The sequence below is a fragment of the Streptomyces sp. NPDC048436 genome, assembly GCF_043200355.1.
Classification (GTDB): domain Bacteria; phylum Actinomycetota; class Actinomycetes; order Streptomycetales; family Streptomycetaceae; genus Streptomyces.
In genome coordinates, this window is the sequence record NZ_JBICXP010000002.1 from 131,401 (window position 1) to 155,084 (window position 23,684).

The following is a 23,684-nucleotide window of genomic DNA, read 5'->3' on the forward strand; positions in this document are numbered from 1 at the left end:
CGTGTTTTTTATAATTCCATTATATTTTTTTTTTTTTTTTTTTTTTATTTTTTTTTTTGGGGGGGGGGGGCCCCCCCCCGGGCCCCGCCGGGGGGGGGGGCCCCCCCCCGGGGGCCCCCCCCCCCCCCCGGCGTTTTGCGTACAGGGGCCTCTGAGGCCCGTGGGGCCACTGGGATACGCCAGAGGGCCCGCAGCGTCGCTGCGGGCCCTCTGAGCGGCTTTGAGAGCCGGTTCTACGCCTCGTCGCGGCGCAGGCTCGGCTTCAGGTCCTTGAAACGGCCGAGCAGGCCGTTCACGAAGGACGGCGACTCGTCCGTGGAGAACTCCTTGGCGAGCTGCACAGCCTCGTCGAGGACCACGGCGTCCGGCGTCGCGTCGACCCAGATCAGCTCGTACGCGCCGATCCGCAGGATGTTGCGGTCGACGACCGGCATCCTGTCCAGGGACCACCCGACGGCGTACTGCGAGATCAGCTCGTCGATGTGGCGCGCGTGCTGCGCGTACCCCTCGACCAGTTCCATCGTGAACTCGCTGACCGGCGGCTGCCGGGTATCGGCCCGCGAGTGGCGCACCCAGTCCGCGAGGACCGTCACTACGTCTGCGCCACGCTGGTCGGCCTCGAAAAGAATCTGGAAGGCGCGCTTGCGGGCCGTATTACGAGCAGCCACGGTTAGCTGTTCACCCGGCCGAGGTAGCCGCTGTCACGGGTGTCGACCTTGATCTTCTCGCCCGTGGTGATGAAGAGCGGCACCTGGATCTGGTGGCCGGTCTCCAGCGTGGCGGGCTTGGTGCCGCCGGTGGAGCGGTCGCCCTGGACACCGGGCTCGGTCTCCTGGATGACCAGCTCGACGGCGGCGGGCAGCTCGACGAAGAGGACTGCGCCCTCGTGCTGCGCCACGGAGGCCGTGAAGCCCTCGATCAGGAAGTTGGCGGCGTCACCGACCGACTTGCGGTCGACGTGCAGCTGGTCGTACGTCTCCATGTCCATGAAGACGAAGTACTCGCCGTCCATGTAGGAGAACTGCATGTCGCGCTTGTCGATCGTGGCCGTCTCGACCTTGACGCCGGCGTTGAAGGTCTTGTCGACGACCTTGCCCGACAGCACGTTCTTGAGCTTGGTGCGCACAAAGGCGGGGCCCTTGCCGGGCTTGACGTGCTGGAACTCGACGACGGACCAGAGCTGGCCCCCGTCGAGCTTGAGCACCAGGCCGTTCTTGAGGTCGTTCGTGGAAGCCACGGTTGCGGAATCTCCTGGACTGACGTGGACGACCCCGGCGCACGCGCACAGCTGAAAAGCTAGAGCGCGAGCAGCTCCTTGGTCGTAATGGTGAGTAGCTCGGGTCCGCCGTCCGCCTCGGGGCGCACGACGAGCGTGTCATCGATCCGGACACCACCCCGTCCCGGGAGGTGAACCCCCGGTTCGACGGTGACCGGCACGCAGGCGTCCAGTTTACCCATGGCCGCGGGGGCCAACTGCGGGTCCTCGTCGATTTCGAGCCCCACACCGTGTCCCATCAGCGGAGGGAGGCCGTCCGCATACCCCGCCGAGTCCAGTACGAGACGTGCCGCGCGGTCGATGTCACGGTAGGCGGCGCCCGGTGCGAGAGCCTCCCTGCCCGCCCGCTGAGCGGCGAATACGAGGTCGTACAGCTCGATCTGCCAGTCCGCGGGAGACGTACCGATGACGAACGTACGCCCGATCTCACAACGGTAACCGCGATAGCTGGCTCCCAGGCACACGGAGAGGAAATCTCCCTCTTCCACCCGCCGGTCCGTGGGCCGGTGGCCGCCCCTGCCGGAATTCGGCCCGGTGCCGACGGAGGTCGGGAAGGCGGGGCCGTCCGCTCCGTGGTCCACGAGCCGGCGCTCCAGCTCCAGGGCGAGATGGCGTTCCGTACGCCCGACCAGGATGGATTCGAGCAGCTCACCCAGTGCCTGGTCGGCGATCTCGGAGCCGATCCGCAGACAGGAGATCTCCTCCTCGTCCTTGACGAGCCGCAGCTGCTCGACCGCTCCCCCCAGATCCGAGAACCGCAGCCGCGGCGCGACGGACCCCAGGGCACGATGCCGGGCGACGGTCAGGTGGTGCTCCTCGACGGCGAGCGCGTCGGCGCCCTGCGTCGCCGCGAGGTCGGCTCCCGCGACGGCGGGATCCCCTCCGGCCGAGTCGAGCAGCTGAACCCGCAGTCCCGCGTCGGGCCGCCCCTCGTCCTGCTCACCGTCGGGTGGACGGCGGCACAGCAGCAGATCCTCCCGCCTGCCCAGCAGGAGCACGGCACCCTGCGGCGCCGCTCCCGCGAGATACCGCACGTTGGCGGGCCGGGACACCAGCGCCGACGCGCTGCCCCCCGCGGAACAACGCTCCCTCAACCGCTCACGGCGGGCCGCGTACACCTCTGACATGCCACGAGCCTATGAGCGCCGGCCCGGGTCGGCCGGTTCAGCGCGTCCGACCGGGCGGTCCAGGGGGCTGAGCGCCTACCACTGCGGCGGGCTCGCGATGGAGCGCAGGAGGACGTCGTCCAGGAGGCGGGCCGTCGCGGGGACGTCCAGTTGGGAGTTGTCGATGATGGGCAGGCCCGAGCCGTACCAGCCGGCCATACGGCCGTGGATGCGGGCCACTTCCTCGTCCGTGAGGCGGCGGTTCCCGCTGCGCATCGCGTTGCGCTCCAGGACGATCTCCAGGCCGGGCAGCAGGACCACCGGCAGCAGGCCGGGGCCCACGTGGCGCTTCCAGCCGCCGAGGCCGACGACCGGGCGGTCGGGGAAGACGGCGTCGTCGAGGATGCACGAGATGCCGTTGGCCAGGAAGTTGCGCGCGGAGAAGCCGCAGGTCCGGCGGGCCAGGCGGTACTGCGCCTCGGAGTGGTCGTTCCAGCCGGACTGGGGGTCGGCGAAGCCCGAGCGCACCCATTCGCGTACGTCGTCGAGGCTGATGTGCGCCGTCGGTACGCGGCGGTGCTCTGCCCAGAACTTGGCGACGCTCGTCTTGCCCGCGCCCGCCGGGCCGATCAGGAGCACGGCGAGCGTGGTGGCGCTGGTATCCGTCTGGGCCATGCCGGGCGGCGGGCTCGGCATGGCGACGGGGCCGCCGGGCGGGAGCTGGATGTGCCCTGTCGTGTCCGGGGTCGGGGGCACGGGGGCGCCCGGGGCGTTGGGGTGCTGGGGGGCGGCGCCGTGCTGCGGGACGCCCGGCCCGGCGTGCTGCGGTGCGGGGGCGTGGGGGTGCTGGGCCTGGACCTGAGGGTGGGGGGCTGTGCCCGGCGGGTGCGGGGCTGTGCCCTGAGAGTGCGGGGCGCCGGCGAAACCCGGCGCGGGAGGCGGTGGGCCGCCCGACGCGGCACCCGGCGGCGGACCACTCGGGTGATGTGCGGCCGGCGACCAGCCGGTGGCCGGTCCGTGCCCCGGCTGAGGGGGCGGCGGCAGCGGCGACCCCACTGCGTGCTGCATCCGGTGCCACTCCGTCTCGTGCGACTGACGCTGGTCGGGCGGCGGCCGGGGCCACCCGTTACCGAACGGTACCGTCCCCGGCCGACGTTGTGTGAACGGCCGGGGAGGCCGCAGGGTGCCCGTGGCTTGTTCTCGTGGGCCGATTCGCCCCGCTACTTGGCCACTTCGCCGTACGCGGCGAGCAGCACGGCGGGGTCGGGGCCCTCCAGGACGGTCGGCTTGCCGAGGCCGTCCAAGACGATGAACCGCAGCAGGTCACCGCGGGACTTCTTGTCGACCTTCATGGTCTCCAGGAGCTTGGGCCACTGGTCGTAGCGGTAGCTCAGGGGAAGACCGACCGACTCCAGGACGGTGCGGTGCCGGTCGGCGGTCGCGTCGTCGAGTCGCCCGGCGAGGCGGCCGAGTTCGGCGGCGAAGGCCATGCCCACGGAGACGGCGGCGCCGTGCCGCCACTTGTAGCGCTCGTTCTTCTCGATGGCGTGCGCGAGCGTGTGGCCGTAGTTGAGGATCTCGCGCAGGCCCGACTCCTTGAGGTCGCCGGAGACGACCTCGGCCTTGACCTTGATGGAGCGTTCGATCAGCTCGGCGGTGTGCGGCCCCTGCGGGCTGCGCGCCGCCTCAGGGTCCTCCTCGATCAGTTCGAGGATCACCGGGTCGGCGATGAAACCGGCCTTGATGATCTCCGCGAGGCCCGACACGAAGTCGTTGACCGGCAGCGAGTCGAGCGCGGCCAGGTCGCACAGCACACCCATGGGCGGGTGGAAGGAGCCCACGAGGTTCTTGCCCTCGGCGGTGTTGATGCCGGTCTTGCCACCGACCGCCGCGTCCACCATGCCGAGCACGGTGGTCGGCACGGCGATCCAGCGGACCCCGCGCAGCCAGGTCGCGGCCACGAACCCGGCGAGGTCCGTGGTGGCTCCGCCGCCGACGCCGATGATGAGGTCACTGCGGGTGAAACCGGACTGGCCAAGGGCCTTCCAGCAGTACGCGGCGACCTCGGCGGTCTTGGCTTCCTCGGCGTTCGGCACCTGGATCGCCACGGCCTCGAAGCCCTGGTCGGCCAGGTCCTGGCGCAGCGCGTCGCCCGTCTCGGCGAGCGCCTCGGGGTGGATGATCGCGACGCGCTTGGTCCGCTCGCCGATCAGGCCGGGCAGCTCACCGAGGAGCTGGCGCCCCACGAGGACTTCGTACGGCTCGGTGCCCGCGGTGCCGCCGACCTGGATGCGCGTGGGCGTCTGCCCCGACGTCTCGGCCATCTCCGTCATGCTTCCTTCAACTCCAGTGCGTCGAGGACCGCCTGGGCGACCTCTTCGGGGGTGCGGTCGTCGGTGGCGACGACGGCGCGGGCGACTTCGGCGTACAAGTGGCGGCGGGCGTCCATCAGTTCGCGCCACTGCTTGCGCGGGTTGACCGCGAGCAGCGGGCGCGCGGCGTTCAGGCCGGTGCGCTTGACCGCTTCCTCGACGTCCATCGAGAGATAGACGACGGCGGGGTGCGGCGCGAGGAGTGCTCGGGTCGACTCGTCGAGGATGGAGCCCCCGCCGAGAGCGAGGACCCCCTCGTGCTCGGCGATCGCCGCGCGCACGGCCTGGCGCTCCAGTTCGCGGAAGTGCGGCTCGCCCTCGTCCACGAAGATCTCCGCGATCTCCCGGCCCTGCGCGGCCACGATGTCGGCGTCGGTGTCCCGGTAGACGGTGCCGAGCCGCTCGGCGAGCAGTGCGCCCACCGTCGACTTGCCCACGCCCATCGGCCCGACGAGAACGATCTGGGGGCCGGTCACCGGATCTGGAGGTTGTCGAGGTACGACGTCACGTTGCGCCGGGTCTCGGCCACGCTGTCGCCGCCGAACTTCTCGGCGACGGCGTCGGCCAGGGTGAGCGCGACCATCGCCTCGGCGACGATGCCGGCGGCCGGCACCGCGCACACGTCGGAGCGCTGGTGGTGCGCCTTGGTGGCCTCGCCGGTGGCGACGTCGATGGTGGCGAGCGCACGCGGCACGGTCGCGATGGGCTTCATCGCGGCACGCACCCGCAGCAGTTCACCGGTGGTCAGGCCGCCCTCGGTGCCGCCGGAGCGGCCGGAGGTGCGCTTGATGCCGTCGTCGGTGCTCACGATCTCGTCGTGCGCCTTCGATCCTGGGACCCGCGCCAGGTCGAAGCCGTCGCCGACCTCGACGCCCTTGATGGCCTGGATGCCCATGAGCGCGGCGGCGAGCCGCGCGTCGAGCCGCCGGTCCCAGTGCACGTGCGAGCCGAGGCCCACGGGCACGCCGTACGCGAGCACCTCGACGACGCCACCCAGGGTGTCGCCGTCCTTGTGGGCCTGGTCGATCTCCGCGACCATCGCCTTGCTCGCGTCCGCGTCGAGGCAGCGCACCGGATCGGCGTCGAGCTTCTCGACATCGGCGGGGGTCGGGTAGACGCCGTAGGGCGCCTTCGCCGACGCCAGCTCGGTGACGTGGCTGACGATCTCGATCCCGGCCGTCTCCTTGAGGTACGAGCGGGCGACCGCGCCGAGCGCGACGCGGGCCGCGGTCTCTCGGGCGGAGGCGCGCTCCAGGATCGGCCGGGCCTCGTCGAAGCCGTACTTCTGCATGCCCGCGAGGTCGGCGTGGCCGGGCCGTGGCCGGGTCAGCGGGGCGTTGCGGGCCAGGTCGGCGAGGATCTCGGGGTCGACCGGGTCGGCCGACATGACCTGCTCCCACTTGGGCCACTCGGTGTTGCCCACCATGATCGCGACCGGCGATCCCATGGTCAGGCCGTGCCGGACGCCGCCCAGGAAGGTGATCTCGTCGCGCTCGAATTTCATGCGCGCACCGCGCCCATAGCCGAGGCGCCGCCGGGCCAGGTGGTCCGCCACCATCTCCGTGGTGATCGGCACGCCGGCGGGAAGACCCTCCAGCGTCGCGACAAGTGCGGGTCCGTGGGACTCTCCCGCGGTCAGCCAACGCAACCTGCTCAACGGTGCTCCTCATGCTCGCGCCTGGAACTGCGGCGGCGCGACCGGGTGCGCGGCCCTGGCCCGCCACCCCGATCCTCCCACGTCGGGGCAGAGGACCCGGCCTCCGGTCCAGGAAGCGGACGCTCAGCGCGCGGCCAGCGCGTGCTCCCCCGCCTTGCGCATCACGTCGAGCGGCGCCGGAGCGCGTCCCGTCATCTGCTCGACCTGCAGCACCGCCTGGTGCACCAGGAGGTCGAGTCCGCTGACGACAGCGCCGCCGTACGCCGACCAGCGGGCCGCGAGAGACGTGGGCCAGGGGTCGTACAGGACGTCGAAGAGAGTGGCGGGCCGCTCGGGCACGGCGGCCGACAGCGCGTCGGTCGCGCCCGCCGGGGTCGTGGCGATCACCAAGGGCGCATTGAGCCCCTCCGCCGCGTCCGCCCAGTCCGCGGTGCGCACGGGCACGTCGAGCCGCTCGCCCCACTCCCGCATCTCCGCCGCGCGGGCGTCACTGCGTACGTACGCGACGACCTCGCCCGTGCAGACCCGTGCGAGCGCCGCGAGCGCTGACGAGGCGGTGGCGCCCGCGCCGAGGATCGCCGCGGACTCCACTTCCTCGATGCCGCGTTCGCGCAGGGCGGCGACCATGCCGGGGACGTCGGTGTTGTCGCCGTGACGGCGTCCGTCCGCCCCGAACACGACCGTGTTGACGGCCTCGACGGACGCCGCGGTCTCGCTGATCCCGTCGAGCAGCGGAATGATCGCCCGCTTGAGCGGCATCGTCACCGAAAGCCCGGCCCACTCGGAGCCGAGCCCTTCGACGAATCCGGCGAGCGCGGGCTCATCGACCTCGAAAAGGTCGTACGACCAGTCGCTCAGACCAAGATCCGCGTATGCGGCGCGGTGCAGCACCGGGGAGAGCGAATGGGCGATCGGGAAACCGAGTACCGCGGCTCGGCGCTTCTGAGCGCTCATTGACCGTTCTGTTCCTTCAGGTTCTCTTCGTACTTCTTGCGGTTCCGGTTCTGCTCTTCATTCGTCTCCGCGAAGAGCGTCTTGTCGTCGCTGACGGAAACGAAGTAGTACCACTTGCCCTTGGCCGGATTCAGTGCGGCCTTCAGCGCCACATCGCCCGGGTTGCCGATCGGGCCGGGAGGCAGGCCCTTGATCTTGTAGGTGTTGTAGGGGTCATTGATCCTGCGGAGCTCGTCGACCGAGCCCGTCGCCAACTCGGACTTGCCGCGCAGGTAGTTGACCGTCGAGTCGAAGTCCAGGAGGCCGTACGTCTCGGTGTTGCCCGGCTTCAGGCGGTTGTAGACGACCGTCGCGACCTTCTCGAAGTCGTGCTTGTACTTGCCCTCGGCCTGGACGAGGCTCGCGACCGTCAGAACCTGGAGCGGATCCTTCAGATTCAGCGCGTCGGCCTTCGACTTGAGATCGATCGCCTCGTACTGCTCATTGGCGTGGGCGACCATCTTCTTGAGGACGTCCTCGGGCTTCTGGCCCTTGGCGACCGGATAACTGGAGGGATACAGGAATCCTTCCAGCGGATCCTTGATGTCCTTGTTCGTATTCGCCCAGGCAGGAAGTCCGAGTTCCTTCCACTTCTTCTCGGCGACGCCCTCAGTGGTGCCCTTCTTGAGGGCGAGACGCTTATCGATCTGCTCATAGACCCATACGTTCCGCCTGCCCTCAGGAATGATGAGGTTATTGCGGCTCTTCGGGCTCAGCATCAGGTCGACAGCGCTTTTCGCCGACATTTCCTTCTTGAGGGTGTAGACGCCCGCCTGGATCGTGTCGCCGTCGGGATTCTGCGCCTGCGCGGAGACAAAGGCGTCCACGCTCTTGACGACCCCGGCTTCCTTCAGCTTCTGGCCGATCGCATAGCCGGTGGATTCCTTCGGGATGTCGACGACCGTGCTGCCGGCCCCCTCGCCCGCGAAGTCCGGCGCCGTACCGAATCGGTCCTGGTAGAACTGATAGCCGAAATAGCCGACTCCGCCGAGACCACCGGCGAAGACCAGCGTCACGACCAGGCAGGCACAGCCGCTCTTGCGCTTCTTCGGCTTCTTGCCGCCCCGGCCGCCGCGCCGGTCCCCGCGACCACCGCGCCGCCCGGGCGCATCGTCGTCGTCCTCGTCGTCATCATCGGCGCCGGAGAAGAAGGCGTGCTCGCCCTGGTCCGGTCCCGGGTCCCAGTCCTGCTGCGGCTCGGGTTCGGGGCGGCGGCGGCTCGGCGGCTCCGGCGGGGGGTACGCGTCGGGCGTGCCGTAGTAGTCCGGGCTCTCGGCGCCGTAGCCGCCCGGCTGGTTTCCGTAGGGATCCGAGGGGTCGGCGTTGTACGGGAGGTGCCCCTGCTGGCCGGTGTCCCAGCCGCCGTTGTACTGCTCTCCGGGGCCGGGGTTGTACTGCTGCTCGGGGCCGGGGTTGTACTGCTGTTCAGGACCGGGGTTGTACTGCTGCTGCCCGGCGGGCCCGCCGTACTGCTGCTGGCCCTGGCCATAAGCCTGCTGCTGGCCCGTGCTCCAGTCGTCGTACTGCGCCTGCTGCGGCTGCTGGGGATGCTGCGGCTGCTGAGGGTGGTACTGCCCCTGGCCGCCGTAGGAGGACGGGCCGGCGGAGGCCTGCTGTCCTCCCCATCCGCTGTCCCCGTACAACGGGTCCTCGGGATGCCACGGTTCGGAGCCTGGGCCCCGGCCATACTCAGTCATCGATCCCCTACATGCCGCGAGGCGGGGCCACCGACTGGATAGGAGGGCAACCGTTCCGCCTCTTGATGCTGTGCGGCAGCTGTTCGAACACCGCCGCATCGCGCGGAACGTTACCGTATCGCGATCAGTTGACAATCATTTCCCAAGCGAGAAACGTCCAGCAGTCGCCTGCTTGGCTTCCTGCTTCGCAGCCAGCAGCCTCGTCCGGGAAGTATCCCGTTGAGGTCTTACACCAGCTCCACAGGCTGTGACCGCCTGCCCGACGGCCAGAAGGTTCTTAGCCCCGTTCACGTCCCTGTCGTGCAGGGTGCTACATGCAGGGCACGTCCACTGTCGGACGTTGAGGGGGAGCTTCGCAAGGTGGTGCCCGCACGCCGAGCATGTCTTGCTCGACGGGTACCACTGGTCCACGACTACAAGTTGCCGTCCGTACCAGTGGCACTTGTAGTCCAACATGCCACGGAGCTCAGTCCATGCCGCGTCAGAGATGGCCCTTGCCAGCGAACGGTTCTTCAGCATGCCCCGGACGTTCAGGTCCTCGACCACGATCGTTTGGTTCTCACGCACGAGTCGAGTAGTCAGTTTGTGGAGGTGATCCCTCCGACGGTCCGTAATGCGGGCATGGATCTTTGCAACCCGTCGTCGCGCCTTCTCCCGATTCTTCGACCCAGCTTCCTTACGTGCCAGCTGGCGCTGAGCTCGGGCAAGACGTCCGCGGTCGCGACGTTCATGTCTGGGGTTGGCGATCTTCTCTCCTTTGGAGAGCGTCACCAACGATGTCAGCCCGACATCAAGCGCCACCGCATCATTCTCGGCGGGACCAAGCGGCTGGACGGACGGATCTTCCACCAGAAGAGATACGAACCATCGCCCAGCAGCATCACGTGAGACTGTCACCGTGGACGGCTCAGCGCCGTCTGGCAGAGGCCTTGACCAGACGATGTCCAGCGGTTCATCCATCATCGCCAGCGTCAGACGCCCATCCCGCCAGCGAAATGCCGAACGTGTGTACTCCGCCGACGAGCGCGATTTCTTCTTCGATTTGAAGTTGGGGTACCCGGCCCGCCCCTCCCAGAAGTTGACGAACGCAGCCTGCAAGTGGCGCAGTGCCTGCTGGAGCGGAACCGAGGAGACTGCTCCCAGGTACGCGAGATCATCGGTCTTCTTCCACTCAGTGAGCAAGGCCGACGTCTGTACGTAGCTCACTCGTTCCTGTCGCTGATACCACGCCTCAGTGCGCGCCTGCAGAGCCAAGTTGTAGACCTTGCGTACGCACCCGAACGTCCGGGCCAGCGCTGCCGCTTGCCCATCCGTCGGGTAGAAGCGGAACTTGAAAGCCCGCCGTACATGCTTGGTCTTCACGTCTCACACACTAGAGACCAAGTTTCTGAGGCGTCAGCTGAACCGGGAAATTAAGCAGTGAACTCGACGCCCTCGCCCGGGGCTTTACCTGACGCCCGTTCGGACTCCAGTGCCTGCTGGAGGATGATGACGGCAGCCGCCTGATCGATGACAGACCTGCCCTTTTTGGACTTCACGCCCGAGGCGCGCAGCCCCTGACTGGCCGTCACTGTGGTCATCCTCTCGTCGAGGAGCCTCACCGGAACGGGCGCCACCAAGCGCGCGAAGTCCTGGGTGAAGGCACGGACCTTGACGGCCGCCGGGCCCTCGCCCCCCTTGAGGGAGCGAGGGAGACCGACGACGATCTCGATCGGTTCGTACTCCTCGACGAGTTGCTTCAACCGGCGCTGGGCGGCCGGGACATCGCGTCCCGGCACCGTCTCCACCGGAGTGGCGAGGATCCCGTCGGGGTCGCACGAGGCGACCCCGATCCGGGCGTCACCGACGTCGATGGCGAGGCGTCGGCCCCGGCGCATGCCCTGGGCAGCCTCAGTCATCAGGCCGTCTCGGTCACGAGGCGCTCGACGGCGGCCATGGCGTCGCCGATCGCGGCGGCGTTCTGGCCGCCGCCCTGGGCGACGTCCGGCTTGCCACCGCCGCCACCGCCGAGGGTCTTGGCGGCCGTACGGACCAGGTCGCCGGCCTTGAGGCCACGCTCGCGGGCGGCTTCGTTGGTGGCGATGACCGTCAGCGGGCGGCCGTTGGCCGTGGTGAACAGGGCCACGACGGCCGGGCGGTCACCCTGGATGCGGCCGCGCACGTCGAGGACCAGCCTGCGCAGGTCGTCGGCGCCCGTGCCGTCCGGCACCTGGCCGGTGACGAGAGCGACGCCTCGTACGTCCTTGGCGTTGTCGACGAGACCGGCGGCGGCCGCCAGGACCTTCTCCGCGCGGAACTTCTCGATCTCCTTCTCGGCGTCCTTCAGCTTGCCGAGCATGGCGGAGATCTTCTCGGGCAGCTCATCGGAACGGCCCTTGACCAGCTCCTGGAGCTGGGCGACGACCGTGTGCTCCTTGGCCAGGAAGTTGTACGCGTCGACGCCGACCAGGGCCTCGATGCGGCGCACGCCCGAACCGATGGACGATTCGCCGAGCAGCTTCACCAGGCCCAGCTGGGCGGTGTTGTGCACGTGGGTGCCGCCGCACAGCTCCTTGGAGAAGTCGCCGATGGTGACCACGCGCACGCGCTCGCCGTACTTCTCGCCGAACTCGGCGATGGCGCCCTGCTTCTTGGCCTCGTCGATCGACATGACCTCGGCCTGCACGTCGAGTTCGTGCGCGAGCACCTCGTTGATCTTCTGCTCGACGTCCGTCATGACGGCCGTGGGCACGGCCGACGGGGAGCCGAAGTCGAAGCGGAAGCGGCCCGGCTGGTTCTCGGAACCGGCCTGGGCGGCCGTCGGGCCGAGCGCGTCGCGCAGCGCCTGGTGCGTGAGGTGCGTGGCGGAGTGGGCGCGGGCGATGGCACGGCGGCGGTGCACGTCGATCGAGGCCCAGACCTGGTCGCCGACCGTGATCTCGCCGACCTGGACGACGCCCTTGTGGACGTGCACGCCGGGGACCGGCTTCTGTACATCGCGGATCTCGACGACGGCGCCGTTGTCGAGGCGGATCCGGCCGGAGTCGGCGATCTGGCCGCCGCCCTCGGCGTAGAAGGGGGTGCGGTCGAGGACGACCTCGACCTCGTCGCCCTCGCGGGCGGCGGGGGACGAGACGCCGTTGACCAGGAGGCCGACGATCGCGGCCTCGTTCTCGGTGAGGCTGTAGCCGGTGAAGTCGGTGGCGCCGGAGGCGTCGGCGATCTCGCGGTAGGCGTGCAGGTCGGCGTGGCCGGTCTTCTTGGCCTGGGCGTCGGCCTTGGCGCGCTCCCGCTGCTCCTTCATCAGGCGCCGGAAGCCGTCCTCGTCCACGGAGAGGCCCTGTTCGGCGGCCATCTCCAGGGTGAGGTCGATGGGGAAGCCCCACGTGTCGTGCAGCAGGAACGCCTTGTCGCCGGCGAGGACCTTGCCGCCGGCGGCCTTGGTCTCCGTGACGGCGGTGTCGAGGATGTTCGTGCCGCCCTTGAGGGCCTTGAGGAAGGCGGCCTCTTCGGCGAGGGCGACGGTCTCGATGCGCTTGCGGTCGGTGCGGAGCTCGGGGTACTGCTCGCCCATCGACTTGATGACCGTGTCGACGAGTTCCAGGGCGACCGGCCCTGTGGCACCCATCAGGCGCATGTTGCGGATGGCGCGGCGCATGATGCGGCGCAGCACATAGCCGCGGCCTTCGTTGCCGGGCGTGACGCCGTCGCCGATGAGCATCACGGACGTACGCATGTGGTCGGCGACGACGCGCAGCGAGACGTCCGAGCCCTGCTCGGCGCCGTAGCGGACGCCGGTCAGCTCGGTGGCCTTGTCCATGACGACGCGCAGGGTGTCGGTCTCGTACATGTTCTGTACGCCCTGAAGGATCATGGCGAGACGCTCGAGACCGAGGCCGGTGTCGATGTTCTGGCTCGGCAGGTCGCCGAGGATCTCGAAGTCCTCCTTCGAGGTGCCCTCGCCGCGCTCGTACTGCATGAAGACCAGGTTCCAGATCTCCACGTACCGCTCGTCGTTGACGGCAGGGCCGCCCTCGACACCGAACTCGGGGCCGCGGTCGTAGTTGATCTCGGAGCAGGGGCCGCAGGGTCCGGGGACTCCCATGGACCAGTAGTTGTCCTTCTTGCCAAGGCGCTGGATGCGCTCGGCGGGGACGCCCACCTTCTCGCGCCAGATGGTCTCGGCCTCGTCGTCGTCCAGGTAGACCGTCACCCACAGGCGCTCGGGGTCGAGGCCGAAGCCACCGTCCGCCACGGAGCTGGTGAGCAGCTCCCAGGCGTACGTGATGGCGCCTTCCTTGAAGTAGTCGCCGAAGGAGAAGTTGCCGCACATCTGGAAGAACGTGCCGTGCCGCGTGGTCTTGCCGACCTCTTCGATGTCGGGCGTGCGCACGCACTTCTGCACGCTGGTGGCGCGCGAGAACTGCGGCTTGACCTCACCCAGGAAGTAGGGCTTGAAGGGCACCATGCCCGCGGGGACGAGGAGCAGAGTCGGGTCGTCCGCGATGAGCGACGCCGAAGGGACGACGGTGTGCCCGCGCTCCTCGAAGAAGCTCAGCCAGCGGCGGCGAATCTCGGCCGACTCCATCAGTGGTCCTCATTCCGGTTGTACGAGTACTTCGACTTCGAGAGGTACTTGCCCTGCTTGTTCTTGTCGGTCTTGCTGGTCTTGGCGTCCTCGATGGCCACCACGACGTGGCGCTGCCCGGGGAGTTCGGCGTCGACCGGGGCTTCGAGACCGAGGGCCTCGCCCAGTTCGGCCTCGCGCTGGGCCATGCCGTCGCGGACGTCGAGGGCGAAGTCCTTGAGCTTGTGACCCGCCTCGACCGCCTTGTTCGCGGCCTGCGCCGCGAGGCTTTCGGGGGCCAGTTGCTTGATCTTGCGGTTGACTTTGGTGGTGGCCCACACACCGGCAGCGGCGCCCGCGGTGAACCAGAACGTACGGCGGAACATCGCTGCGTCAGTCCTTCTTCCGCTTGCCCCGCCGCCGCGCTGAGGGCACCGTGCGCCCCACGATCACGGTACGTCGGGCGGGCGCCGGGGGCACATTGTTTGATTCGGGTCCTGCCTTGCGGCCCAGGGCCCTGCGCACCCCGTAGCCGAACGCCGCGACCTTGACGAGGGGCCCGCCGAAGGTGGAGGCCACGGTCGTGGAGAGCGCCGACGCGTTCGACGTGACTTCCTGTACGTCGGAGGCGATGGCGTCGACCCGGTCGATCTGGGTCTGCGCCGAGCGCACCGCGCTGGAGGCGTCCGCGAGGAGCGGGACGGCCTGCTCGGTCACGTCCGCGACGAGCTTGGTGGTCGCCCTGAGCGTCTGCGCCAGCCTCACCAGCACCACGGCCAGGAAGGAGACCAGGATCGCCCAGAAGACGGCCACCAGGATCCCGGCCACCTCTCCACCGGACACTGTGCACCGCTCCCTGAATATCGGCCCTGAACATCGAAAAGTCGTCCTCCGACCCTATCGCGCCGGGGCGAGGGCTCCGCACCGCATTACCGTGCACGGCCAAGGGAGTTGCCCGAACAGATTGTACGGAGTGCTTATGGGTCGGTACGCTCCGTATCTCATGCGACGCTCTCAGGGCCCAGGTCACGGTCGGCACGTTCCTCCCGCCCGCTCGCCGAGACCCGGCAACCTCCCCCTGGAGCTCAACGCCTTCGTCGGGCGCACGGCGGAACTCGCCGGTCTCGCCGCCGCGTTGGAGGCGGGCCGCCTTGTCACTGTCACCGGAGTCGGCGGAGTCGGGAAGTCGCGCCTCGCCGTCCGGGCCGCCGCCGGCGCCGATGCGCGTGACGGCGCCTGGCTGGTGGAGCTCGCCGCCGTACGGGATCCCGAACTGGTGGAGCACGCGGTCGCCGAGGCGCTGCGCCTGACGGACCAGACACACCGGGCGCCGCGAAATGTGCTGCTCGACCATCTCGCGGAGCGGGAGGTGCTCCTCGTCGTCGACGGGTTCGAGCACCTGGTGGAGGCCTGTGCCTCCCTGGTGGGAGAACTGCTGCACCACTCCCCCGGGCTGCGCGTCCTCGCGGTGGGGCGCAGGCCGCTGGACACCTGCGGCGAGCGGATCTTCCCGCTGGCGCCGCTGCCCACCGAGGACGCGACGGCGCTCTTCGCCGACCGGGCGGCGGCCGGTCTGCCCGGGTTCGCCCTGGACGAGCAGAACGAAGCCGACGTGGCGGAGCTGTGCCGCCGCCTGGACGGGATCCCGCTGGCGGTGGAGCTGGCGGCGGGGCGGCTGCGGGCCCTGTCGCCCGCGCAGCTGCTCGCCCGGCTCGACAACCGCTTCGCCCTGCTCACGGGGGTGCGGCGCGACGCACCGCCCCGCCACCAGACGCTGCGTACGGCGATCGGCTGGAGCCATGAGCTCTGTTCGGCCGCCGAGCGCCTCCTGTGGTCGCGGCTCTCGGTGTTCTGCGGTCCCTTCGACCTGGAGGCGGTCGAGTACGTCTGCAGCGGGGACGGTTTGCACGCCGACGACGTACTCGACGTACTCGGTGAGCTGCTCGCGCAGTCCGTCGTGACGCGCGAGGAAGGGCCGACGGGCGTGCGCTACCGGATGCTCGACACGGTCAGGGCCTACGGCGCCGAATGGCTGGAGGCGACCGGTGACGCCGCGCGGATGCGGCGCAGGCACCGCGACTGGTACATGGGGCTCGCCACCTGGTGCGAGCTCGACTGGTTCTCGCCGCGCCAGGCGCAGGTCGCCCAGCTCGTCGACTGCGAACTGCCCAATCTGCGGGGCGCGTTGGAGTACTGCCTGACCGAGCCCGACGAGGCGCATCTGGGCCAGTATCTGGCGGGAAGCCTGTGGTTCTACTGGGTCGGCTGCGGGCGGCTCGCGGAGGGGCGGCACTGGCTCGACCGCGCTCTGGAGCTGGACGGCGACCACGACGAATCCCGGCTCAAGGCGCTGTGGGTGCTCGGCTATGTCGCCGTCCTGCAGGGTGACACGGTCGCGGCGCTGGCCGCGCTGCAGGAGTGCAAGGACGAGGCGGAGCGCACCGGCAGCGCCGTCGCGGCGGCGTATGCCGTGCACCGCATCGGCTGCCTCGCGCTGCTTGGCGACGACACTCCGCGCGCGGAGACCCTGCTGCGCTCGGCCCTGGAGCAGTACCGCGAGATCGGCGAGCTGAACAGCAACGTCCTGATGGGCCAGGTCGAGCTGGCGATGGCCCTCGCCTTCCGGGGCGAGCTCGCCGACGCCGTGGAGCTCTGCGAGGACGTACGCCAGGTCTGCGAGGACCACGGGGAGCGCTGGACTCTCGCGTACGCCCTCTATGTGCTCGGTTACGCGGCCTGGACGCGCGGCGAGACGGCGACGGCCCGTGACCTGGTCATGCGGTGTCTGGCCCTGGACCACGCCTTCCATGATCTGCTCGGCACGGTGCTCGCGATCGAGTTGCTCGCCCTGTTCACCGTGGCGGACGGCGATCCGGCCGAGGCGGCGGTCCTCCAGGGTGCGGCGGCGCGCATCTGGCCGTCGGTCGGCCTTCCGCTGTTCGGCTCCGGGAACTTCGGCGGGCCGCACGCGCTGTGCGAGTCGCAGGCCCGCGAACAGCTGGGCGACGCGCGCTACGAGGAGTGCCTGGCCACCGGGATGGACCTCGCTCCGGACGCCGCGGTGCCCCGGGCCCTGCGCACGGGCCCCGCGAACAACGCAAAAACCCGCCGCCTGCCCCACCACGAAGGGAGGGCGGGCGACGGGCTGAAGCAGGGAGAGCTACGTCCGGGTCAGCGGGCGTAGTACTCGACGACGAGCTGCTCGTCGCAGATCACGGGGATCTCCTTGCGGTTCGGGTCACGGTCCAGACGGAAGGCGAGGGCCTTCAGGTTGACCTGGAGGTAACGCGGGATCTCGCCGTCGGGGGCGAAGCCGCCCTCACGGGAGACCTGGAACAGCGGCTTCTCGCGGCTGCGCTCGCGGACCATCACGACGTCGTCGGGACGGACACGGAACGACGGCTTGTCGACCTTGCCGCCGTTGACCTCGATGTGGCCGTGGCTGACCATCTGACGGGCCTGGTAGATCGTGCGGGCGATGCCCGAACGCAGGATCAGGGCGTCGAGACGGCGCTCGAGCTCGATGACCAGGGCCTCGCCGGTCTTGCCTTCGGCCTTCTTGGCGCGGTCGTAGGCACGGGCCATCTGCTTCTCGCTGATGTCGTACTGCGCGCGCAGACGCTGCTTCTCGAGCAGACGGACCTTGTAGTCCGAGTTCTGCTTGCGCCCACGGCCGTGCTCGCCCGGCGGGTAGGGGCGGGCCTCGAAGTACTTGACGGCCTTCGGGGTCAGCGCGATGCCGAGGGCACGCGACTTCTTGACCTTGGGGCGGGACTGGTTCGGCATGAACCAACCTCTCTGTTCAATGTGAAAATCGGCTTCACCAGGGTTAGGGGAGGTCGCAATCCGCAGCCTGGGAAACCCATCGGATCCGGTGGTTCTGGATCCGGCGGGCAGCCGCTCCCTGGTCTGGGCACTATGTGCAGCACGCGAGTGGCCCACCGACCGCTTCCCGGAGTACGAGATGGTGGTGGGCTGCCCGCGACACCTTCGACGGTGCGCGACGCTCCTGGAGATCCCTGGACGGTGAGGTCCGGGGCTCCGGCTGGATGTCCCGTTCTGGTGGCGTCCGGTACGAGACCGGACACGGGACGCAGCACTTCGGGCAAGTGTACCGGGTGTCGGGGGGTGCCTCAGCCGCAGGCCGCGATGGGCGGCGTCGGGCCGCGACGTCGTGGTGCGGCTACTCGCCCTTGAGGCGCTCGCGCACCCGCTCGACCACGTCGGCGTACCGCGCCTCGGCTCCATAGCGCGTGGGTTGGTAGTAACGCTTGGCGGCGACCGCGTCCGGTGCGTACTGCTGGGCCGCGATCGCGCCCGGCACGTCGTGCGGATACACATACCCCTGGGCGTGGCCGAGCTTGGCCGCTCCCTTGTAGTGCCCGTCGCGCAGGTGGGGCGGGACGGGGCCCGCGAGGCCCGCGCGGACGTCGGCCTGGGCGGACTGGATGGCGATCGTCGCCGCGTTCGACTTCGGGGCCAGGGCGAGGGCGATCGTCGCGTGGCTGAGGGTGAGCGCGGCCTCCGGGAAGCCGATCATGGCGACGGCCTGGGCGGCGGCGACCGCGGTGGGCAGCGCGGTGGGGTCGGCGAGGCCGATGTCCTCGCTGGCGGAGATCATCAGGCGCCGGGCGATGAAGCGGGGGTCCTCGCCGGCCTCGATCATCCGGGCCAGATAGTGCAGGGCGGCGTCCACGTCCGAGCCCCGGATGGACTTGATCAGGGCGCTCGCGACGTCGTAGTGCTGGTCGCCGTCACGGTCGTACTTCACGGCCGCGCGGTCGACGGACTCCTCCAGGCTCTGGAGGGTGATCTCCTTCTCCCCCTTGGCGAGCGCCGAACCCGCGCCCGCCTCCAGGGCGGTGAGCGCGCGCCGGGCGTCGCCGCCGGAGATGCGCAGGAGATGCTCCTCGGTGTCCTCGGGCAGCTCCACCGCGCCGCCCAGACCCCGCTCCTCGGTGAGCGCCCGGCGCAGCAGGCCGCGCAGGTCGTCGTCCGTGAGGGGTTCGAGCGTGAGGAGGAGGGAGCGCGAGAGGAGCGGGGAGATGATCGAGAAGTACGGGTTCTCGGTCGTCGCCGCGATCAGCGTCACCCAGCGGTTCTCGACGGCGGGCAGCAGGGAGTCCTGCTGGGCCTTGCTGAAGCGGTGGATCTCGTCCAGGAAGAGGACGGTCTCCTTGCCGTGGCCGCCCATCGCCCTGCGGGCCCCTTCGATGACCGCGCGGACTTCCTTGACGCCCGCGGTGATCGCGGAGAGCTCCACGAAGCGTTTGTTCGTGGCCTTGGAGACCACGTACGCGAGGGTCGTCTTGCCGATGCCCGGCGGCCCCCACAGAAACACCGAGGAGGGCCCGGCCGGTCCTCCCCCGCCTTCGCCGACCAGTCTGCGCAAGGGCGAGCCCTGCTTCAGCAAATGCTGCTGGCCGACGACTTCTTCGAGGGTGCGCGGGCGCATCCGGACGGCCAGGGGACTTGTCGAAGGGTCCTTCTCCTGGCGGTCCTCGGCAGCTGCGGTGAACAGGTCGGGCTCCACGCTTCGAACCCTACGTCAGCCCACTGACAACGCCCTCGGCACCGTCTGTCAGCTGGTCCAGAACTCCCACCAGCGCGTGAGGATCAGCATCCCGATGATGCCGACGTGCAGCACCGGAAGCACCCAGGTGAACTCACTGAAGAACGTACGCAGCCAGGAAGGCGCCGGCAGGAATCCGTTGCGGACGTTGAACGACGTCACGTACCAGAACATGACGATCGTGGCGACCCAGGCCAGGCAGCACCACAGGCACAGCGAGTTGATCTCGTACAGCGACTGGTACTGCAACCACGTGCAGAACCCGACCCCGAAGAGCGTGCCCGCGTTCAGCGTCAGCCAGTACCAGCGCGGGAAACGCGCCCGGCCCAGCAGACTCATCCCGACACAGATCACGACCGCGTACGCCGCGATGCCCAGCATCGGATTCGGGAACCCGAAAGCCGACGCCTGCTCGCTCTTCATGATGTTCCCGCAGGACACCACCGGATTGAGGCTGCACCCCGGCGTGAAATCCGGGTCCTCAAGGAGCTTGAACTTGTCAAGCGTGATGACCCACGCCGCAAGCAGCCCCGCCGCACCCGTGATCACCAGAAGCAGCGCGAACGCACGACTTCCCCCGACACCGCGTGGCGCGTCCGCGTCCCCTCCGCCGTGCTCGTGATCGTGCTGGGAGGGGCGGCTCTCGCTTGCCGAGGTCGTCTTGCTCATCACGCCGTTCCGTCGCTTGGGGGGCCTGGGGGCAGGGACATTGTGCCGCACGCGCGCGGGTGTCCACCGTTCGATGGACATAAGGAGGTACGCACGGAGGTCCCGGAACGTTCGGTCCGCCGGAAGGCTCGACGACATGACAGCTGACGACGGCACGACATCCGGGCCGAGCGAACTCGTGGTGGACGTACGGGGGCTGCGCAAGCGCTACGGCGAAGTGACGGCGGTCGACGGCATCGACCTGGCCATCCGCCACGGGGAGGTCTTCGGCATCCTCGGTCCCAACGGCGCGGGCAAGAGCACCACCGTGGAGATCCTTCAGGGCCATCGCGCGCGGGACGGCGGCGATGTCACCGTGCTCGGCGCCGACCCGGCGTCCGCCGGACGTGCCTGGCGCTCGCGCGTCGGGATCGTATGGCAGGACGAATCGGCGCCCGCTGAGTTGACGGTTCGCGAGACAGTACGTCAGTTCGCCCGCTACTACCCGAGGCCACGTGACCCCGAAGACGTCATCGCGCTCGTCGGCCTGGAGGAGAAGGCGACCAGCCGCATCAAGAGTCTCTCGGGCGGCCAGCGCCGCCGCCTCGACGTCGCGCTCGGCGTCATCGGCGACCCCGAACTCCTGCTCCTTGACGAGCCGACGACGGGCTTCGACCCGGCCGCCCGGCGCCAGTTCTGGACCCTGATCCGCAAGCTCGCGGACGAGGGCACCACCATCGTGCTCACCACGCACTATCTGGAGGAGGCCGAGGCTCTCGCGCACCGCCTCGCGGTGATCGCCGATGGCCGGGTGGTGGCCGAGGGCGAGCCCGCGGCCCTGCGCCACCGCTACGGCACCGAGGCCGTCGTCGAGTGGACCGACCGGGACGGGAGCCCGCGCAGCGAGCGGACGAAGACCCCGACGCGGACCGTCGCCGAGCTCACGGTCCGGTTCGACGGGGAGATTCCGGGGCTGCGCGTCAGCCGCCCCACCCTCGAAGACGTATACCTACGCCTCACCGGGCAGGAGGAAGCGCGATGACATCGACGGCGACGTCAACCGGCGTACGTTCCTCAAAACGCTCCCGGCAGCGGTTGCCCTCGGCCTGGGGGCTCGGCCTGCACCAGGGCGCGCTGGAGCTGAGGCAGTTCTTCCGGCTGCGCGAGCAGGTGGTCTTCACCTTCGCCTTCCCCATCGTCTTCCTCTTCCTCTTCGCGTCGATCTTCCGCGACGACGTGGAGGGCGCGGGCATCACGGCGTCCCAGCTCTATGTGGCCGCGATGATCGCCGCGGGCATCATGTCCACCAGCTTCCAGTCGCTCGGCATCTCCATCGCGATCGAGCGGGACGAGAAGGTGCTGCGCCGTCTGCGCGGGACGCCGATGCCGCCGGCCGCCTACTTCCTCGGCAAGATCTGGCTCGTCCTGGTCACCGGCATCCTGGAGACCGTGGCCCTGCTGCTCGTCGGCGTGACGCTCTTCGACGTCGAGCTGCCGACGAGCGCGAGCAAGTGGCTCACCTTCGGCTGGATCTTCGTCCTCGGCCTCACGGGCTGCGCGCTGCTCGGCATCGCGATCAGCAGCGTCCCGAAGTCGGGGCGCAGCGCGACCTCCGTGGTCGTGCTGCCGTTCCTGGTGCTGCAGTTCATCTCGGGTGTCTACATCGCCATCGACACGATCCCCGACTGGATGCTGAACGTCAGCGCGCTCTTCCCGCTGAAGTGGATGTGCCAGGGGTTCCGCGGGGTGTTCCTGCCGGAATCGGCGAACGTCCTCGAACAGGCGGGCAGTTGGGAGTACGGACGCATTGCCCTGGTGCTCGGCGCCTGGTGCGTCGGAGGATTGCTGCTGTGTCTGCTGACCTTCCGGTGGAAGAACCGGCGCAACGGATGAGCGACGCGGCCGGGCCGCGCGACTCGAACATCTGGCAGCGCACCTTCCGGATCTGGGACGCGTACTTCGCCGTGGTGTGGGCGGCCACCCTGGTCTTCGTGCTCGGCACGGCGGAGCCGGGGTGGCCCATCCGGCTCACCACCGCGGGGCTTCTGCTGCTCCTCGTCCCCTGGTACGTGTGGTTCGGGCGCGCTGTCCTGACCGAGGAGGGGGCCGACGATCGCCGGGCGCTGATCTACGTCAGCGGGGCGATCGTGCTGTTCCTGGCGCCCGGCGTGCTGGTCGGCGAGACCCGTCTGATGACCTTCGCGCTCATCCCGCAGTGCTTCATCTGCCTGCGGATGCGCCGGGCGCTCGTGGCGGTCACGGTCATCAACATCGCGCCCGTTGCGGGCTGGGCGCTGCTGTGGCGGCCCTCGTCCCAGGACGTCTTCTACAACTCCGTCTTCGCCGTGGTCACGCTGGTCTTCTCGGTGGCGATGGGCAGCTGGACCGTCCGCATCATCGAGCAGAGCCTCGAACGGGCCGATCTCATCGCCGAGTTGGACGCGAGACGCGAGGAGGTCGCCCGGCTCTCCGCCGAGCGCGGCGCCCTCACGGAGCGGGAGCGCATGTCGCGCGAGATCCACGACACCTTGGCGCAGGGCTTCACCAGCGTCCTCATGCTCGTCCAGGCGGTCGACGCCGAGCTGGAGCGGGACGTGCCCGCCGCCCGCCGCCACCTGGAGCTGATGGAGGCGACGGCCCGGCAGAACCTCGCGGAGGCGCGGGCCCTTGTCGCCGGGCGGGCGCCGGCCGACCTGGCCGGTGGCTCCCTGCCGGACGCGCTGCGGCGCCTCGCGGCCCGGCACGAGGCCGAGGTCTCCGTGACGGGTGACGTGCGGCCGCTGCCGCCGGGCCTGGAGGTGGTGGCCCTGCGCTCCTGCCAGGAAGCCCTGGCCAACGTACGCAAGCACGCGGGGCCCGGCGCGTCCGCGACCGTGGCCCTGGCCTACGCTGCGGGCTCGCTCAGCCTTGCGGTACGGGACACGGGCTGCGGCTTCGATCCCGCTCTGCCGCGCCCCGGGTACGGGCTGCGAGGGCTGCGGGCGCGGGCCGCCGAGGTCAGCGGCACGGCCGAGGTGGCGAGCGGCCCCGGCCATGGCACGACCGTCACCGTCCTGCTCCCGATCCCCGAGCTTTTGATCCCCGAGAGGACCGTCCTGTGATCCGCATCGTGCTGGCGGACGACCATCCCGTCGTACGCGAAGGGCTGCGCGCCATGCTGAGCGCCGAGCCGGACCTGGAGGTCGTCGCGGAGGCGTCGAGCGGGCCCCGGGCGGAGGCGCTCGCCGCGGAGCTGCGGCCGGACATCGTCCTGATGGACCTGCGGATGCCCGGCGGTGGCGGGGCCGACTCGATCGAGCGGATGGCGGCGGCGGGGCTGCCCTGCCGGGTCATCGTGCTCACCACGTACGAGACGGACCGCGACATTTTGCGGGCCGTGGAGGCGGGGGCGGCGGGGTATCTGCTGAAGGACCTGGCCCGGGGTGAGCTGGCCGAAGCGGTGCGGGCCGCTGCCCGCGGGGAGACGGTCCTCGCCCCGTCGGTGGCGGCTCGTCTCGTCGACCAGCTGCGTACGCGGCCGGAGCGGCCCCGGCTGTCCGAGCGGGAGACGGCGGTGCTGCGGCTTGTCGCCGACGGGTGCACGAACGCGGAGATCGGGCGGCGGTTGTATGTCGCCGAGTCGACCGTGAAGACGCATTTGCTGCGGGCCTTTGGCAAGTTGGGCGTCGATGACCGGACCGCGGCGGTCACCAGTGCGATGCGGTTCGGCTTGCTGGAGCAGTGATGAGGGCCCCGGGTGCGGTGTCGCACCCGGGGCCCTCATCAACAGACTTCATCTGCGACTGCGTCGTGGCTGGTCGCGCAGTTCCCCGCGCCC

General features: G+C 69.7%; 22 protein-coding genes. 5 read left to right on the plus strand and 17 right to left on the minus strand.

Annotated elements, in window-relative coordinates:
- Positions 1-233: 233 nt before the first annotated feature.
- The 14 genes from nusB to ACGFX9_RS07190 form a co-directional block, all read right to left on the minus strand.
- A complete protein-coding gene (gene nusB, locus ACGFX9_RS07125; protein ID WP_393466093.1) occupies positions 234-668 on the minus strand; it encodes a transcription antitermination factor NusB in 435 nt (144 codons plus the stop codon).
- Positions 669-670: 2 nt separating this feature from the next.
- Entirely contained in the window at positions 671-1,237 is a 567-nt protein-coding gene (gene efp / locus ACGFX9_RS07130; protein WP_393466095.1) for an elongation factor P, read from the minus strand.
- Between the two features lie 59 nt (positions 1,238-1,296).
- Entirely contained in the window at positions 1,297-2,403 is a 1,107-nt protein-coding gene (locus ACGFX9_RS07135; RefSeq protein WP_393466098.1) for an aminopeptidase P family protein, read from the minus strand.
- A 75-nt stretch (positions 2,404-2,478) separates the two neighbouring features.
- Positions 2,479-3,450 carry a Pro-rich N-terminal domain-containing protein gene (locus ACGFX9_RS07140; protein WP_393466101.1) on the minus strand — a complete coding sequence of 324 codons (972 nt, stop codon included), beginning with the start codon at positions 3,448-3,450 and terminating at the stop codon, positions 2,479-2,481.
- Between the two features lie 152 nt (positions 3,451-3,602).
- Positions 3,603-4,706 carry a 3-dehydroquinate synthase gene (gene aroB, locus ACGFX9_RS07145; RefSeq protein ID WP_393468248.1) on the minus strand — a complete coding sequence of 368 codons (1,104 nt, stop codon included), beginning with the start codon at positions 4,704-4,706 and terminating at the stop codon, positions 3,603-3,605.
- A 5-nt stretch (positions 4,707-4,711) separates the two neighbouring features.
- A complete protein-coding gene (locus tag ACGFX9_RS07150) occupies positions 4,712-5,197 on the minus strand; it encodes a shikimate kinase (protein WP_393468251.1) in 486 nt (161 codons plus the stop codon).
- A 29-nt stretch (positions 5,198-5,226) separates the two neighbouring features.
- Complete coding sequence (aroC, locus tag ACGFX9_RS07155) at positions 5,227-6,411, minus strand: chorismate synthase (RefSeq protein WP_393466105.1); 1,185 nt, start codon at positions 6,409-6,411, stop codon at positions 5,227-5,229.
- A 123-nt stretch (positions 6,412-6,534) separates the two neighbouring features.
- Positions 6,535-7,365 (minus strand): shikimate dehydrogenase, encoded by an 831-nt coding sequence (locus ACGFX9_RS07160; RefSeq protein WP_393466108.1) that lies wholly within the window; start codon positions 7,363-7,365, stop codon positions 6,535-6,537.
- Positions 7,362-9,101, minus strand: coding sequence for an endolytic transglycosylase MltG (gene mltG / locus ACGFX9_RS07165; protein ID WP_393466111.1), 1,740 nt, complete (start codon positions 9,099-9,101; stop codon positions 7,362-7,364). Before mltG ends, ACGFX9_RS07160 begins: the two co-directional genes overlap by 4 nt.
- Positions 9,102-9,236: 135 nt before the next feature.
- The gene (locus ACGFX9_RS07170) at positions 9,237-10,463 is read right to left on the minus strand and encodes an RNA-guided endonuclease InsQ/TnpB family protein (protein ID WP_393466115.1); all 1,227 of its coding nucleotides are present in this window, start codon (positions 10,461-10,463) and stop codon (positions 9,237-9,239) included.
- A gap of 50 nt (positions 10,464-10,513) precedes the next feature.
- Positions 10,514-10,978 (minus strand): Holliday junction resolvase RuvX, encoded by a 465-nt coding sequence (gene ruvX / locus ACGFX9_RS07175; protein WP_393468253.1) that lies wholly within the window; start codon positions 10,976-10,978, stop codon positions 10,514-10,516.
- Between the two features lie 20 nt (positions 10,979-10,998).
- On the minus strand, positions 10,999-13,668 hold the full coding sequence (alaS, locus tag ACGFX9_RS07180) for an alanine--tRNA ligase (protein WP_393466119.1): 2,670 nt from the start codon (positions 13,666-13,668) through the stop codon (positions 10,999-11,001).
- Positions 13,668-14,033, minus strand: coding sequence for a DUF6167 family protein (locus ACGFX9_RS07185; RefSeq protein WP_393466122.1), 366 nt, complete (start codon positions 14,031-14,033; stop codon positions 13,668-13,670). The genes alaS and ACGFX9_RS07185 overlap by 1 nt, the downstream gene beginning before the upstream one ends.
- 7 nt (positions 14,034-14,040) lie before the next feature.
- Positions 14,041-14,490, minus strand: a complete 450-nt coding sequence (locus ACGFX9_RS07190) for a DUF948 domain-containing protein (protein WP_393466125.1) — start codon at positions 14,488-14,490, stop codon at positions 14,041-14,043.
- Between the two features lie 160 nt (positions 14,491-14,650).
- Between ACGFX9_RS07190 and ACGFX9_RS07195 the strand changes: the two genes are divergently transcribed.
- Positions 14,651-16,831 (plus strand): ATP-binding protein, encoded by a 2,181-nt coding sequence (locus ACGFX9_RS07195; RefSeq protein WP_393466128.1) that lies wholly within the window; start codon positions 14,651-14,653, stop codon positions 16,829-16,831.
- Here ACGFX9_RS07195 and rpsD read toward each other — a convergent pair.
- The 3 genes from rpsD to ACGFX9_RS07210 form a co-directional block, all read right to left on the minus strand.
- Complete coding sequence (rpsD, locus tag ACGFX9_RS07200) at positions 16,819-17,433, minus strand: 30S ribosomal protein S4 (protein WP_160503779.1); 615 nt, start codon at positions 17,431-17,433, stop codon at positions 16,819-16,821. The genes ACGFX9_RS07195 and rpsD overlap by 13 nt on opposite strands.
- A gap of 397 nt (positions 17,434-17,830) precedes the next feature.
- Positions 17,831-19,180, minus strand: a complete 1,350-nt coding sequence (locus tag ACGFX9_RS07205; protein WP_361834509.1) for a replication-associated recombination protein A — start codon at positions 19,178-19,180, stop codon at positions 17,831-17,833.
- Between the two features lie 48 nt (positions 19,181-19,228).
- Positions 19,229-19,888, minus strand: a complete 660-nt coding sequence (locus tag ACGFX9_RS07210; protein WP_393466131.1) for a vitamin K epoxide reductase family protein — start codon at positions 19,886-19,888, stop codon at positions 19,229-19,231.
- Positions 19,889-20,024: 136 nt separating this feature from the next.
- Between ACGFX9_RS07210 and ACGFX9_RS07215 the strand changes: the two genes are divergently transcribed.
- The 4 genes from ACGFX9_RS07215 to ACGFX9_RS07230 are packed head-to-tail and all read left to right on the plus strand — an operon-like array spanning position 20,025 to position 23,591.
- Complete coding sequence (locus ACGFX9_RS07215) at positions 20,025-20,909, plus strand: ABC transporter ATP-binding protein (RefSeq protein ID WP_393466134.1); 885 nt, start codon at positions 20,025-20,027, stop codon at positions 20,907-20,909.
- Positions 20,906-21,760 (plus strand): ABC transporter permease, encoded by an 855-nt coding sequence (locus ACGFX9_RS07220; protein ID WP_393466137.1) that lies wholly within the window; start codon positions 20,906-20,908, stop codon positions 21,758-21,760. Before ACGFX9_RS07215 ends, ACGFX9_RS07220 begins: the two co-directional genes overlap by 4 nt.
- Complete coding sequence (locus ACGFX9_RS07225; RefSeq protein ID WP_393466139.1) at positions 21,757-22,968, plus strand: sensor histidine kinase; 1,212 nt, start codon at positions 21,757-21,759, stop codon at positions 22,966-22,968. Before ACGFX9_RS07220 ends, ACGFX9_RS07225 begins: the two co-directional genes overlap by 4 nt.
- Complete coding sequence (locus ACGFX9_RS07230) at positions 22,965-23,591, plus strand: response regulator (RefSeq protein WP_393466142.1); 627 nt, start codon at positions 22,965-22,967, stop codon at positions 23,589-23,591. Before ACGFX9_RS07225 ends, ACGFX9_RS07230 begins: the two co-directional genes overlap by 4 nt.
- Positions 23,592-23,684 lie beyond the last annotated feature (93 nt).